The 15,696-nt window shown below is 45.8% G+C and carries 10 protein-coding genes; 3 read left to right on the plus strand and 7 right to left on the minus strand.

Translation table 11 applies throughout. The features are described 5' to 3' along the window. Positions 1-211 precede the first annotated feature (211 nt). Positions 212-1,474, plus strand: a complete 1,263-nt coding sequence (locus tag QLG09_RS21860; protein ID WP_282489393.1) for an integrase arm-type DNA-binding domain-containing protein — start codon at positions 212-214, stop codon at positions 1,472-1,474. A 194-nt stretch (positions 1,475-1,668) separates the two neighbouring features. Here the strand turns inward: QLG09_RS21860 and QLG09_RS21865 are convergent, their stop codons facing one another. The 6 genes from QLG09_RS21865 to QLG09_RS21890 form a co-directional block, all read right to left on the minus strand. Beyond that, positions 1,669-1,899, minus strand: coding sequence for a hypothetical protein (locus QLG09_RS21865; RefSeq protein ID WP_282489394.1), 231 nt, complete (start codon positions 1,897-1,899; stop codon positions 1,669-1,671). A gap of 575 nt (positions 1,900-2,474) precedes the next feature. Then, on the minus strand, positions 2,475-3,362 hold the full coding sequence (locus tag QLG09_RS21870; RefSeq protein WP_282489395.1) for an integrase domain-containing protein: 888 nt from the start codon (positions 3,360-3,362) through the stop codon (positions 2,475-2,477). Between the two features lie 850 nt (positions 3,363-4,212). Beyond that, positions 4,213-4,545: a type II toxin-antitoxin system PemK/MazF family toxin gene (locus QLG09_RS21875; protein WP_282489396.1), complete on the minus strand. Its 333-nt coding sequence runs from the start codon at positions 4,543-4,545 to the stop codon at positions 4,213-4,215. Continuing rightward, positions 4,546-4,803, minus strand: a complete 258-nt coding sequence (locus tag QLG09_RS21880) for an antitoxin (protein ID WP_282489397.1) — start codon at positions 4,801-4,803, stop codon at positions 4,546-4,548. 348 nt (positions 4,804-5,151) lie between these two features. Beyond that, positions 5,152-5,358, minus strand: a complete 207-nt coding sequence (locus tag QLG09_RS21885; protein ID WP_282489398.1) for a helix-turn-helix transcriptional regulator — start codon at positions 5,356-5,358, stop codon at positions 5,152-5,154. Beyond that, on the minus strand, positions 5,355-5,816 hold the full coding sequence (locus QLG09_RS21890; protein ID WP_282489399.1) for a hypothetical protein: 462 nt from the start codon (positions 5,814-5,816) through the stop codon (positions 5,355-5,357). Before QLG09_RS21890 ends, QLG09_RS21885 begins: the two co-directional genes overlap by 4 nt. 365 nt (positions 5,817-6,181) lie before the next feature. Here QLG09_RS21890 and QLG09_RS21895 point away from each other — a divergent pair, with 365 nt between their 5' ends. Beyond that, positions 6,182-8,137, plus strand: coding sequence for a hypothetical protein (locus QLG09_RS21895; protein WP_282489400.1), 1,956 nt, complete (start codon positions 6,182-6,184; stop codon positions 8,135-8,137). Positions 8,138-8,247: 110 nt separating this feature from the next. On the opposite strand, the gene QLG09_RS21900 is transcribed toward QLG09_RS21895, so the two are convergent. Further along, positions 8,248-14,412 carry an ATP-binding protein gene (locus QLG09_RS21900; RefSeq protein ID WP_282489401.1) on the minus strand — a complete coding sequence of 2,055 codons (6,165 nt, stop codon included), beginning with the start codon at positions 14,410-14,412 and terminating at the stop codon, positions 8,248-8,250. A 247-nt stretch (positions 14,413-14,659) separates the two neighbouring features. Here QLG09_RS21900 and QLG09_RS21905 point away from each other — a divergent pair, with 247 nt between their 5' ends. Next, the gene (locus tag QLG09_RS21905) at positions 14,660-15,517 is read left to right on the plus strand and encodes a hypothetical protein (protein WP_282489402.1); all 858 of its coding nucleotides are present in this window, start codon (positions 14,660-14,662) and stop codon (positions 15,515-15,517) included. The last annotated feature ends 179 nt before the right edge of the window (positions 15,518-15,696 follow it).

Consider the following 15,696-nt stretch of genomic DNA (forward strand, 5'->3'; position numbering starts at 1 on the left):
GCGGACTGTTAATCCGTATGTCACTGGTTCGAGTCCAGTCAGAGGAGCCAAATTTCGATTCTTACGCTTCCTTATGAGTCCTTATTCTGTTGTGATTCAGTAAGTTAGCGTAAAAATCATTCCCGATGCATATCCGGTTTTCCCTCCGCATCCGGTAAATTTGGTGGTCAGATCTGGGGTCAGTTTGGTTCGATTCTGGAGTGACCCCCAAATGTTTTTAAATGATTCAAAAATCCGCAGCTTAAAGCCCTCTTCCAAACCCGTAAAACTCTCTGATTCACACGGTCTGTATCTGCTGGTCAATCCGGGCGGTTCGCGTATCTGGTATCTCAAGTATCGCTTCAACGGCAAAGAATCCCGCGTCAGTCTCGGTGCCTATCCGCTGGTGTCTCTCGCCGAAGCCCGGCAACAGCGTGACGGTATCCGTAAGTTACTGGCGCAGAATATCAACCCGGCGCAACAACGGATTTCTGAAAAAGCCGCTTCATCACCGGAAAAGTGTTTTAAAGCCGTGGCGCTGAACTGGCACAAATCTAACAAAAAGTGGTCGGCAGATTATGCCGCGCGTATTCTTGCCAGCATGGAAAATCATATCTTTCCGGCGATTGGTCATCTGCCCGTCACGATGCTGAAAACGCAGCATTTCACCGCTTTACTGCGGGTTATCGAGGATAAAGGCTTCCTTGAAGTCGCGTCCCGTACCCGGCAGCAACTCTGCAACATCATGCGTTACGCCGTTCAGCAGGGACTCACCGAAAACAACCCGGCGCTTCACCTCGAAGGCGTTACCGCGCCGCCTGTCAAAAATCATTATCCTGCCCTGCCGCTGGAGCGCTTGCCCGAACTGCTTGAGCGTGTTGGCGACTATCAGCAGGGGCGGCAGTTAACAAGGCTGGCGGTGGCGCTGACTCTCCACCTGTTTATCCGCTCCAGCGAACTGCGCTTTGCCCGCTGGAGCGAGATTGATTTCAGAAACAAAATCTGGACTATTCCCGCCACCCGCGAAACGATTGAGAAAGTCCGGTTTTCTGGCCGTGGCGCAAAAATGCGTACTCCGCATATTGTGCCGCTTTCCCGTCAGGCGATTGCGATTCTGAAACAGATACAGGACATCTCCGGCCATCTGGAACTGGTGTTCCCCGGCGACCATAATCCGTATAAGCCAATGAGTGAAAACACCATCAACCGGGCGCTGCGTTTAATGGGCTATGACACCAAAACGGATGTCTGCGGGCATGGTTTCCGGGCAATGGCCTGTAGCGCGCTGGTGGAATCTGAACTCTGGTCGCGGGATGCCGTGGAGCGGCAGATGAGCCATCAGGAGCGCAACAGCGTGCGGGCGGCATATATCCACCGGGCTGAACATCTCGACGCCCGTAAAGCTATGATGCAGTGGTGGTCAGATTATCTGGATTCGAGCCGCGGAGGGTACGTTGCACCGTATATTTATGCGCGGCAGCATAAGGTGGCCTGAGCCAGCGACAATGTAATTTGTTGAAAATGAAAACGCAGATCCTGATTGAACCGGATCTGCGTTTCTGCATTAAAAGGCTTTACCTTCGTCTTTTTTGCTATTAATCGGAAAGCACACAAAATTATTCTACGCAGAATAATTTTGTACGAAAACCTATCAATACATCACCAATCAATAGGTACATATCGAATTACTCACGGTAAATAATTTCTGGCGATCGCTGCCAGACAGCCTGCACCAGAAATCGGTTCATCGCAATACCATAACTGCACCAGTCCATTGTCACCGTTTATCTGCACCAGCCTGTCGTCACCTGTATACGGCTGGACTGCGCCAGATAACGTCGGATACATATCGATCTGCGCCAGCTTTAACCTTTTAAGCCCTTTGGCCTTTTCCGGTCTGGCGCTGTTACCCTTAGTCACCCCTTACCCTTTCCGGCCTTTTTCCTTTGGCTGGCGCAGGTTGATGTGGCAACGTCCTGATGCTGTACCAGAGCTTTGTACAAAAATCCCCCCAAAATATGTGGCCTCAAATAATTCAGGTCAAAAAAAATAGCCACACAGATTTTAATCGATCATACCTCTCGGATATGTTGTTATTGAGAGGAAATCGTACAAAAAATTTCTACGTAGAAATTTTTCCGGTGGATAACGATGAATAAAGAGTATTTTATAATATGATGGCTATCAAAATAACCGCAAAACACCTAATAAACTCATTTATAATAAATAATCATGAGTTTAATAGTCGATGATATTAATCTCGTCAGCGTTGATAGAAAAGCATACAAAAAATTTTGGGTCCAAAATTTTTTGTATGAAAACCGATTGATACCTGAGATTAATAGGAAGTCCCCCCAAATTATTTGGGGCAAATAATTTTGTACGAAAACCAATTAATAGCCCGAAATCAACAGGAAACAGCCTGATGATATTTGACCTCAAATATCATCAGGTGAAAAACGATGAATAACCATCATATTGCAAGCTCGAGGCTATCAATTTGCCTCATCCCTTCGCCCGTAAACCTGCGCCACATAGCGCCCGCGCCCGTCGCCGTGCCCCAAATCCATCGCCGTCATTGCCAACGCTTCCTTTTCGCTGAATTCCTGCGCCAGATAATGGCGAATGGCATCCTGTGCCCACGCATAGCGTAACGAGTGCGGAGAATATGCGCCAGTTAACCCGAGACGTGACGCCTGGCTGTGCCAGTATTTCATCGCGCTTTTCAGATCTGACTTATCTATCAGCCTGCCGTGGCGATCTTCTGCCACAGCCAGCGCATTATCCAGCGCTTTTCTGACAGCTATAGCATCAAGAATAATGGTTTCACGCGGGCGGCCGCCTTTGGTGCCGAACACCACAGTCAGCCGGGACTCGCCCCGCTCCAGCGCCTGTTTCCACGTTTTCAGCGACTGCGCACTCTGTACCGCTTCCTGCGAGCGTAATCCCATCAGCCTTGCAAGTTCCAGCGCCGCCGCCAGCCCCGGATCTCTGGCGCGGGCAGTCTCCAGTACCTGACGATAATGCTCCGGCGTGATAGCCCGTTTCGTACCGCTACGGGATACGCCGGACAACCCCAGTGAGCGGTTGTTTATCCGGTCACCGTCTGCCAGTTTTGCGCGTCCGGCCTGTTTCAGGATGCAGCGCACCGCCGCCATCTCATTTTGCAGGGAACGCTTCGTGATACCCTGCGCTAGCCGTTCACGGATATAGCCTTCAATATGCCGGGCTCTAAGCTGCTCCACCCGGCGGATCTGCACATTCTGCGCTAGTACCAGACGCTCACAAAAACGCTGCACCAGCCTGATGCGGTCATCCACAGTTTTGTAGCTGCCGCCCGCCTGCTGCGCCAGCCGCTTCATTTCCTGCTCCAGTATTCCCATATATTCCCCTTTTCATGATTACCGTAAACTCATCCCAAAAAACCCAACACTGATACAGCTTTCCCCGGCGCACAGGCCGATAGCCCCTGTTTTTTTGTCGGGGCTGCGAACGATACCTGAGCGCCGGGGCGGCAGCCGTTGAGGTGTGGTGGGGCTTCGGTTGTGCTCTCTGAGCAGCCGCCCGCTTGCGCGGGTTATCCCCCGGATCGTCCGGATCCGCCTCGGTATCGGTTCATGTTCTCCTTATAGGTAAATGGCCTGAAAAGGCGGTGTCAGAATCCAGCCAGTAGATGGCGCAGCTGAGTTGTCTGGTGCAGGTCTAAAGGGCTGCGTGCGTCACTTTCCCGCTCTGCGCGGATAAAGTGACGCACTGGTCTGGTGCAGTGCTCAAACGTTACGTTTCTGGTGCAGATTTACGGTCACGCGGCAGCAAAGCTTGACGGCAATGCAGGCCGCAGCCCGTAAGGTAGAAGGCGCTGATAGTGTCAGCCAGTATCGGTTGGCCGGATAATTCCGGCATGGTGTAGATGGGGCCAGCATTCTGGCGCAGTAAAAGGACGTATCGTATTAAAACTCAGGCCTCCGTCGCGATAATCTGCGATCCGGTGTTTGCAGAGGTTTGCACCGGTAAACGGCTCAACCGTCCTGATGGCTCAGGCGCTTCTTTCAGGTCATGAAGCTTTGGGCGCTGTCGACGACAGCATGGAGCAGGAGGGAGACTATGCCAGTACCACTGGCGCAGAAAGGAAAAACTGTTTTTAACTGCAAAAGGATTTTTAATCACTTGTCGTTATAAAAAAACGAGGGTGCTGTATACGACAGCACCCTCATTCAACTTACATAAAAAGCATCAGGTCAGAATGGCTTCCAGTCGGGCCAATACTTCATTCACGACAGAGTCAGGTATACGTTCCAGTCGCTTGCCGTTCCGGGCGCCCATATCAATGGTTCTGGGCTGGTCACAGCGAATAACGCCCGTTGTTTTTGTTCCCGCCCCGTCCAGTGAAACGGTAAAACCGGCTATGCGGGCAAAGTTTCCGCCACTGGTCACAGGTACAACAACAGGCAGTCGGGTCAGCTTGTTGAACGATGCAGGAGAAACAATGAGTACCGGACGTTTTCCGCTTTGTTCATGACCTGCAATGGGATCAAGTGAAACGAGCCAGATTTCTCCTCTTTCCATTTACAGGATCTCCTTGCCTGCCGCAGGCGCATCGAGCCATTCCCGATCCTCCACGCTTATTTCAGCGTGCGGATCGCATTGTGCCAGCAGTTCGTCAAGTGAATAACGAGGACGTTTTTGCGGTTCAATAATCAGGCAGCCATTATCAATGGTCATGCCGACTTCGCTGTCCGTAGACAGCGCCAGCGTTTTCAGCACGGCGGGAGGGACTGCCAGCATGACAGAGCCGCCGACTTTTTTCAGGCGAGTGGTATACATAGATAACCTCCGGATATTATATTTTAATATAACATCAACGGCGGGCGGTGCGCAATTTTTAGTCAGATTCATTGTGACCTCCTAAGCGTAACGAAGCGTGAAGAAAGCCTTAACCCATCCGGAGACGGATCCGGCAGTTTTCAAAGGCGGCATTGCCGGTAAAAAGGCGACCGTCCTGATACATCAGGCGCTTCTCTCTGGTCGTGAAGCATTTCGTGCAGGCAGGAGCTTACTTCACGGCAAAGTATGAAGATTAGAGATAACTATTTTTGCGGTTCAAAGGATTATTTCTAATCAGATAAACAAAATGCGGCGCAGCTTCCGGATCAGACCTGCGCCGGGGATATGTCAGCGATAACGCGAAGGCCAGATTTGTTCAGGTGTAACGTCCAGCGCTTCGGCAATCAATCTCTCGCCTTTGGGCCAGTGACGGTTAAGGGTGTTTGCCAGCGTGGAGGATGCCAGCCCCGCTTTGCGGGAAAGCGCCGCCATTGAGGTTCCGCGCTTTTTCAACGCGGCAATAATGTCGGCAGAATGCCAGTCCGGTTGCATCATGCGGCCACCTCATCGATAAACTTCACGCCATCTGAGGTACGTATCCAGCGCGGGGCGGTGATTTCAGCAGAGAAATAGAGGGTCAGGTCGCACAGCAGGCAGCTAAGGTAATTCCGCGTTTCCGGCAACAGTCCCTGTGTCGTCAGTATCTGCGTCAGAGCAAGGCAGTAGTGGCAGAGTTCGGTGCAGTCAGGTTCAAAGCGGGGAAAACTGGCGGGGAACGTGTCAACGGTCAGGCTGTCTCTCATAGACTCCGGGATCGGGTCGAGCAGCGTGGATTGCAACAATGTCAGACAGGTACTGAGTCTGCCGCAGAGCGCCATTTTTAGCGCAGGGTCGTTGCTTTCGGCGAGAGTTTCGGCGAAATGTTTGCAGTGTTCGGCCAGTACGGTGAAATCCGTGGCAGCGCTGAAGGGAAGTGTGAGTAAAGGGTGAATTTGAGTGGGGATCGTAGCCATGAGGCAGCCTCCTGTAACGGGTTTAAAACCCACCACCAGAGGTTCCAATCTCATGGTGGTGGACTGAACGGGGTTGGAACTACCGGCGTTACAGGCAACCGGCGCACCTTACGGTGCCCCCGCCCAGCCCACCATTGAGGTATAGCTGAGCGCACGACATAAAAAAGACGCGGGCGCGTCGTATGTCGCCTGTAACATTTCTCAGGGTTCCAATCCCGGCACCTGATTTTGCAGGTGCGGGTAAAAGATACCGCTTTCAGTCAAAAACGGCAAGAGAGAGTAGTGGAATAGAGATCGCAGATTGTTATAAATATAAGCATTAGTCGCTAAATTTTTATCTTTAAAAAACGGATGGAGAGGGACCGGTGGAAAACATAGAACAACAGATTGTAAAACTGGGGCCGCCAGTAGGGAAAGCAGATGCTTATTTACCACTGGAGCTTATGGAGCCGAAAACGTTTGAGCTATTTTGTTGTGAACTCATCAAAAAACGGCTGAAAATCGAAGACGGCGAGATAGTTGATGCCATGACAATTGGCATCTCCGGCCAATCACAATTTGGGGCGGATATTTTTACGCATCGCCAACACGGCAATCAGGACGTTTATTCGTTATACGAAGTGAAACGTTGTAAAAAATTCACAAAGAACCACTATATCCCCACTGTCAAGCGCTTTAATGAACATAGGGAAAAATGGCAGGTGAATATCAATGAGTTTTACATTTTCCTCAGTGAGAAAGCGCCAGCAAAATTAATCGCAGAATACAAAAAACAAGAGGCTCTTTTTAAGGAGCTAAATATAGTACATCGTCTGCTTGATTCGGAACTAATCCACGACTGGCTGAAAAATCTGTATTGTCCAGATCTGTTGTATCGCTTTTGTCACGAGAGCTGGGTGTCTCTGTTTTATGGCGAGCGAGCACTGTTAAATATCAAAAACTATGGCTTGTGGGACTATAACGAATCGTCTGCCTGGCAAAATTACACGCATCCATATGAACACATTACTGGTGATACCTATACACTTCAGAACGATCATGTACTGATTAAGGCGTTTTTACCTAACCTGAAAGGTGACACTCTTTCCTGTTTTATTGATTTTCGCAATGGCCGCTATAGCCATGTATTGCTGACAATGAGTCAGAATAACCTGCTAAATTCCGCCTTCGAAGGGATCGGTAGCCCACCGGAGGCGGGAGTCAGACCGTGGGTTTTTAAAGAGCATCAAGGGGAGAATTATTATTGTGATATCGGTAACTGCCGCCTTGCACTTACCCTCAATGAAACCCGCTCGCTCTGTGACGCTTTTGACAAATTCTGGTGCGGTTACAAAAAGCGCATGGAAGAAATTGACCGACTTTGCCGTACTGCTGATTTTATGAATAGCACTCCACTCGGCGATAATATTCATCTCATCACCATTCCTTTCTGGTTATGGGGCCGCATCAACATTTTCTGTCAACATCATGACTATCTGAATACAGAAGGCGAATGGTCGATATTTAATCCTATGCGTGAGCGCATCATGGTCTTAACCCGGAATAAAGATGAGAACATGAATGAAGGACATCACGTCACGCTATTGGCCAGTCGCGACCCTAATTGTAATCGTCTTACTAATCATCGCGTAGCGCTCATCTGGCAACCTCCCAGTCGCTACGATCTCGATAGTATGGAAGAGGATGCTATCGGGCCACGTAATTACTGGGATGCGCTGACGGCATATCGCTGGCTGATGGAGAAATTAATCCCTGCAGCGGATAGATGGTATTGTGCTAATTTCTTTCAAGAACGCAGAGGTTGGCAACGACTACCGTTTCTTGCACAGCGACATGTTCCCTATACACCCCATGATATTTATTCGTACTACCAGCCCGAAAGCAATGTCTCTGTTGAACAGGTAGACAGCAAACAAAGTTTTCTGGTGTTACTGACTGAGCTACAAGACTTTTTTAATATCTACACTCGCCGGGTATACTTTCAGGCAACCGAGTTTGAACAGCTCTGCGATGCCTTTCTCTTTTTGTTGAATAAGACTACTGTCAACTACTGGGGCTATATTCGAAGTAGCGTCGGTGCTTCGCAGGAAAACCGTGAGTCCGTGGTAACAACATTGCAACAGTATCGGATGGAAAGTAAGGAGCACGATAAAAACCTGTCACTGTATGATTATCTGTTTCGCGGCATGATGGCGCTATTTCGCGATGGCAACTGCCATATCAATGAAGTGGAAGCGCAGAAGGTTGCGATGCTGTTGCGCCCCTTTGCGGATAAGGTGTCGGAGGGGCGTTTTTTGCGGCGTTGTCAGAAGAGATTATGAATTTCCTCTAACAAATAGCACGTTTAATTATATTAAAAATGCTATTGGGCAGCTGAAACATATGCCTTCCTCTGCCCATTAACATCCTAATTGTTTTATTCTCCGCGCTTCTACGAAATGGTTTCGCAGTGAACAGAATTAAGCTCTTTAAGAGGTCCGCCGTATGCCGTATGCAATACCTTTTCCAGTTTGGGATGCATAATTAAATCAGCGCCGATAATTACGTGGGCATCTATGTCACCAGTACCTTTTCCCTTAACTCGCCATGTTCGTAATACAACGACCGGTTGGTCATTCTCATCGTACCAACATAGCGGCCCCGCGTAATGAGATGGTTTCAATTGTGCATCATATTTCAGAGCCGCAGGAGGAAGCAGGACAAAGACATCATCTAACCAGTCTTTGACTTTATCCAGCTTAACTAATTGTGGCTTTGCTCGAGCCTGCATTGCCTCCATCCAATCAATGTCTTCCCACCAAACTAAGACATCATCACTACCTAAAGGCGATACTTTCGGAGGAACCATCCCATCAGGATTTGTCCTGACAATCGCAGCACATTGCACCGTTTTCCTGTCCATGGGGCCATAATGTTTACCATCTGCCCGAAAATAGTATTGTTCAAACAGCCCTAATCTTATCCATCCTCCCCATGTTGGGTCTTCATTAGAGACCCGTGTAAATTCTGCCAGTATATATTGTTTACTTTCATATAACGGCCAGTTTGGTCTGGGGATCCGACTGGCGTCCATAGCCAGATGAAGAGGCATAAAAGGCAGAATTTGTCCCAGGATGCTACGTTCTATATCTGCTTCCCACAATCCCTTACGCCAGAGTTGTGCCGGATATTCGGTAAAAACATTATCAAAAATGGCAAGAAATAATTCAGAATGCCATAGCAAAGTTCGAGCCGAAGGTTTTACGTAATTTCCTCGGTCATATTTGAGTTCATATCGTTCCTTCATAAAATGCTTGAAAACGCTTTCAGCGTCACCAGTAATATATGATTCCATTCTGGTAGCCACAAGCGTAGGTAACTCAGGCCATACTTCTTGGAAAATATTCAATAAACAGCTTTCATCAGCAAAGGAAACTACTTCCATGGATTTATTTGAAGGTGTGTTTGTTGCCCATGACATCCCTGATTTCGCGTTAAATGTTGTTTCTTTGATACGCGATAAAAGAAGCTTGGCCAACAGTGACAAACTTAATGAAGGACTTTGAGCATAATCCCTTAATGGCTCTTTAAGCCTTTGAACCAAAGCAGTCACATCTGCCAGCGTTTCGTTAAGAATCTGTAGTATGGATTGTAGTGAGGAAACACTACTGGTATGCATCAGATAATATTTTAGAGGGTCATAAAAGAGTTCTGTTCTCTCTTTTACCAGTCGAGCAACACCTGACAGGGCTGCTATTCGCCTGGAGATAACCGCATTGCCTGTATTCGTGAGTAAAAGCACGCAAAGTGATTCATCCAAAGACCATTCAGGGGTAGCCTGAAGTTCAAGTTTTTCAAACACATGAATTTGACCGGGGAGCGGTAATCGGCTTTCAATAATGGTGAAGGCCTCTTCCCAGGCATTCACTGCCAGTTCATGATCGCCCCAGTCAGCTATCCTTTCAATCAGGTGACGGGATAACCCATAATAGCCGTCCATATTTAGCCGTCGGAGCGTCTCCTGTGCCAGCGTTTGAAGTGCCAGCTTTTTATCCATCTCCAGAGCCCGACGGAGAGGTGCGGATTGTGTGTCATCACCAAAATTGAGCCATCCCCGTCCTCCTCTTGCAGAAGTGAAAGCAAGCGTATAGGCAACAACAGCCAATTTTTCATGTCCAGAATTATCTAGACACTCCGCCAGACACAATACCGGCGTAATATTTTCCAGCGACCAATAAGAACGTTCGTGAACAAAAAAATAGAGTAGACGCAGAGCCTGATCTTCTTCTCCTCTTTGAACCATTTCTGTCATTATATAACTTAATGGTAGTGAAACAGACTCTTTATATTCAGTACGAGAAAGAGTTGATTTTGAAACCTTTCGCAATATCGTTAGCAGTTCGACAAATTTGGGTGCTGGCGGAAATACTGGAATGCGTAAAGCTATAGAGGCAATCGGAGATGTATCTCCGATATATTCTCTTCGATGAGTTTCTCTATTTTCATTCGTTTCATATAATTTGTAAGCTGGCATATGCAGACTATGCTCTTCGGCAAATTCCCGCAAAGGCCCAACTGCGCTTAATTGGTAGTTAGAAGAATCATTAAATACTTCTGCACAAAGTACCGTGAATCGTTCCTGAGCATAAGCCGGATATTCTGTAAGTAAGCGTTGGACAGAGGACAGCCTCTCTTTTACTACTGCTTCTCCGGCATTCTCATAGTCAATATCAACCAATAATGTTGACCATAGTGCATTCAATAAAATTGAATCCCCCCGGTCAGCCAGTTGACGTAATGCCTCCTTCTGCGCCTCTATACTTGTCCAAGAAAAAACACCTCGTTCATACATTAGAGTACGATTAAGTAATTCGATTGCCTGAACTTCGTCAACTTGTAACAATGAACTAAACCATGCATTGGGGGCATGTTTTGTCGTTCTATGGTCGGTATGACAAAGTACCGCACTTAGTAGTGGATGGATACTAATCAATGCACGTATCGCTGATTCTCTTGAATGAAGTCTTAACGCAGGAACGCATTCGATGATATCAAACAATGTAATATCTTTTCGAAAACCATAGCCTAATAAAAATACAATGGCCTGTTGCCAGTGCTTGATTGCCTCCAAGGGAGACGTTTTTGCATAAAGTTGAGCCAACTTCATTCGTTCTATTGCATGTACACTGTAATAAGTACCATTTGCCTCCATAGATTCAAGCTCATCTTCTAGCTTTTTAATGATTAAATCTGCAATCTCGGGCTTTACAGTGTGTGCAAGAAAAAATGAATACAATACATCTCCTGAAAGTGGACTATTTTCATCTCGATCCAGATATGTTGTCGTATCATTACGAACCATAGAAATAATACTTAGAGCTTTTTCCCACTCCTCACGAGTGTTGAGGAGTTTAAGTGCACGAATGAGACTCGCTTTGATAATGGGATGTATCGAATAGAGATCGCAGGCTCTGGGGCTACCAACGAATGGTCTTGTGTCCTTAGTTAATTCTTCAAAAGCGGCTAGAATATCGTATGATTCATTGTTCACCGCAGCCGCTTCAGCCAATGCAACAGCAAGAACAAACCTCAGCCAACAGCGATACCAGCCCTCTCCCTCCAGACTAAGTCGTTGAAGCTGGAAAAACCTCTCACAATCCACATCGTGAGCTTTCAGACGTACTGACGCCAGCCATTGATGTACAACCTCAGCCTCTGGTGAATAACGCTCATTTGCTGGAGTTGTTTCAACCTTCAACTCATTACGTACTATATCAAGTGCGCGTTCACCTGAAGCTCCAGCCTCAACACACCACATAGCTTCTATTGGCGTAACAGCCTGGCATAAGGCCATTTCGGCATAATGCAGACTGTCATCTACTGCTTTTATATTCCGGTAGAAATCAGAAAGACCAAGAAATAAGAGGCAGACAGATCTGTCTGGTAATCTGTAGCGTCCGGTATAAGCAGGATCCCCTCTATGGCAAATCCTTTCTACTAAGGCTGGGGACATAAACTGAGCAAGTTGTTGAGCTAAATTACGCAAGAACCAAGGCGAAAAAAGCCCCCCTGAACGACATAGATTCCAATAAATATGTCGAATAACTTGCCTATACCGCCCTAACCGTAACGTACCGTAAATAGTTGCGAGGGCTTCCTCTTCATTATCACAACGAACGTCACCATGAGACTCAGTATCCGAATAATCGAGTCTATCCTCTATTTCTGTTGTAATAGATAAGTATTCTTGCCAAGGCGCGGCAACCCCCTTGGAATCAACTAACTGACAGGCCAGCAAACCTTCTTTTTGAGTTAGTGTTGGACGACCATCGAACAACAACCTCTCGGCCAATAAATCAGCCCCATAAATAGAATAGTAAGTCCGCCAATACTCTTGCCAATCATTGTTCCCTTCCTCAAAGCAAGAATTAAGTGCTCTGGATAATTCAGCATAGCGGACCAATGCAGGCCAGTTAAGAGTACGAGCAGCTACATCCGTCGCAAGCATAATATTTTTCTGAATAGCCTCGGAAGGATGGCCATGAGCGACACTGTCGTGTACAAATGATGCTGAAACGTATGTCAGAATTTCGTTATCTCTTCCAGCCCGCCTCATTATTGGTAGCAAAAAGCGATAACTTTTAGCATCAACAAAAAAACCTCGTGTTTCCAGCCATACCGCAACGGGATATAAAATATCAGCAACGTGTCTTCCCTGACGAACCAACTCATCAATCATGAAACGTCGAAAACTTTCATGAAATATCCTCATGCCGCCCTGAGTAGTTGCTTGGGTTAGGACAGGACGTAGTATCTGTAGTGCCGCGGAAACATATCCTCTAAGTAATGGACCGACAATTTCACATAATTCACTTTCAGTTATTGAGAAATCCATTACCCCCATAAGATCAGCAATAGCCTGAGCTTGTTTTCCTGCCGACGAATACAGGTGCCCGTAGTAATGTTTAATATCGCCATTTAAGTCGGGCGCCCCTATGAGCCATTCAAACGGTTCAGTAATTGCACCAGATAAAAGACCATCCATCAGACCAAAACAAAGGTAGCGAGTATATAGAGGATTACCTTCCGAGCGCTGGAACAGTATTTGTATTACGTCATTTTCTTTTTCTTGTAGGTTAATCTCTGCTAGTGCAGTACCTAACCCTAGTTTTATAGTTAGTTCCCTGACTTCTTCGAATGACCAAGATTCAACAACGTATTCGTTTAAATTAGAGTTGTATACTTCCCGTAATGGCTCAAGATGTTTTCCTGGTTGTGAGCCGATAATTAGCGTTACTCGTTCTGGTAGTTCAAGCGTTGCCAATTGTTCAACAATATCTGTTTCATTATCACTGAGGCCTAATGATGCATCACGAACCCGTGCAATATGATCCAGCCCATCAACAATGATCACAGTATGTCTTTCACAGGCAGAGATTTCACCTAAGGTCTGTTCGAGCTCATGAATACCTGAAGAAAAAACCTGTTGTATAGGAATTACATGTTTTTGACAGGATTCATGCAATTCAGCCAGTAAATTAGCGAAGAAAACGTTTGTTGTAATTCTTCGTTCAACCAGTTCATCCCCAGGCTCCAAAAAACAATAATGGCGAGCTACAATAAAACCCTGTTGTACCAGTTCTTCTGACAGCTGCGTCAAAGACCATGATTTACCGGCTCCTGGACCAGCAAGAACAAGATGAACCCCTTGTTGTTGTGCTGCCTCAAAGAGTTGTTTCTGTAATGACTTCCGCTCGAATAAAACAGCTCTGTCTAGAGGGAATGCTTGAGCAATACGACCAAAGTCAGTACGGAGTGATAAACGTTGCGCTATAAGGGATGGCGATAATGATTCTCCCCTTGTCCTTGCAACATTAGCAATATGAACTGCCAGTGCTGCCACATCTTCCACGCGGCGTTCATCATTTGGATAGCGACCAATACCAACATACTCCACAAGCATTTTTAATAGTAAATTCTCGAGAGGCCCAGGATGTTCAAGATCAAGGGAAGCAGCAGGAAATGCAATTTCAATAATAAACCGCTCGCAAAAAGCAATTACATCATCGCGACTAGGTGCAGCTTCCCCTCCAGGGATACTCATCAATGGTTTAAATACTGGGGAGGAACTCTTCGGCCAGACCCTATCAGGATCTAAATAGTATAGCTCCGTAGAGTATCCATCGAAAGTACCAGCAGCGCTATTAGCTGGTATAAGTAATTCAACAACAGGATCGTCAGAATCAGGATACAGCCATGTTGCACAGAGCCGATATTCTTCTGTAGCAGTATCCTCTTCTGAGGAGAGAAATGTGTTGACTAATCGATCAAACCGTAAAGATGAATTTTTTTTATCAAAATCATCGAAAGTTAATGGCCTAGCTATATTTTCACTTGATTTTAGTTGTCTACGTAATTTATGCCCATTTACAATGACCTCAATATCATCAAAACGGTCGTCTTCAACGGTTTTGCGATCAACAGTTATCTTCTCGTCTCGGCGAACAAGGCAACAGATGAATAGATATGCCGTGACTAAATCTTGGTAGACGTAACCCCTGTGGGCGGCACTTAGGGGGCTGTTACTAAATCGCTTCTCTGATCTTCGGTCACTCATAATACCAACACCCTCCCAACAAAATGATTACATATACCAAGTCATTGAACTTTTATGTTCTTAATATTCAAATACATTACTCAGATACTTGCAAGACAAAATTAAGAGAATCAAATAGATACCTCACAGAATGAATTAAATCAATAAATTCATTAAGTTACAGTGCTTTTCGATATAAAATGGTAGGATTGACCGCATCAAATTACGATACTTTCTCACAGATATAAACAAAAAACGGGGATTAAAAATGGAGATGTTGGGAAATTTTCTTTTACAAACGATTACATCTACTGTTTTCAGTCTGGTATTTCTGACTGGTGTTGGTTGGATTTTTAGAACCTGGATTGGAAACCAAATTCATTTAAGCATTAAAAATCAATATGATAATAAATTAGAGAGGCTTAAGGCTGAACTTAAAACCGAAAGCGATGCTCATCTAACAGATATGAAGGCAGAATTAGAACGACAATCAAATATATTAAAAATTGCTGCGGCGTCTTTCTCTGAGGTACAAAAAGCAACAATTTCAAGAAAAATTGATGCAGTCGATATTCTTTGGAAAGGGATAATCGACTTTCGCAAAAATTTTCCTGGTGCAGCCTCTTTTACGGACGTCCTCACTGATGAAGAAATGAAAAATTTCTATACTGATCCACGATTACATAAATATTCACATGAATTGGAGCAATTTGATATGATATGTTTAATCAATGCCAGCTCTGAAGAAGTTAAGTTAGTAAGGCCACATATTGGTGAATTTGTGTGGGCGCTTTACTCTACTTACTGCACTATTCTGATGCGTTCCATTTATTTATTGAAGGCAGGAAAGGATGAGCCATCTAAAGTGGCATGGCATTGCGATGCTAATATTGAAAATTTAATTTTAGTTGCATTTGGTGAAGAGTGTTCTTCTGAGTTTAAAAAACTCCGTTGGGGGAGATATCAATGGCTTCATAACCAGTTTGACTCGTCATTATTTAAAGCGATTGATACTCTTCTAACTGGAAAAAGTTTCAGTGATGCAGCTTTACATGAAGCACAATTGATGGAACGTCAAATTAGTGCCAGTAGATCAAATGAGCTCAAGATTTCGCATCCTCTTTAATAGGTGCGTTGCTGATTAGCACCATTCTAGATATACAATATAAATGGTGGTCATTCTGGTGGTCTTGACAAGACTGGATTTCTGATTTAGCTTAATCTTCAGCTAGTTAATGGCTATGGCGATCCCAGTCAGAGGAGCCAAATTTAAAAAGCCTGCTTTTATAGCAGGCTTTTTGCTTT

This window comes from Enterobacter sp. V89_11 (assembly GCF_029967775.1).
GTDB lineage: Bacteria > Pseudomonadota > Gammaproteobacteria > Enterobacterales > Enterobacteriaceae > Enterobacter > Enterobacter ludwigii.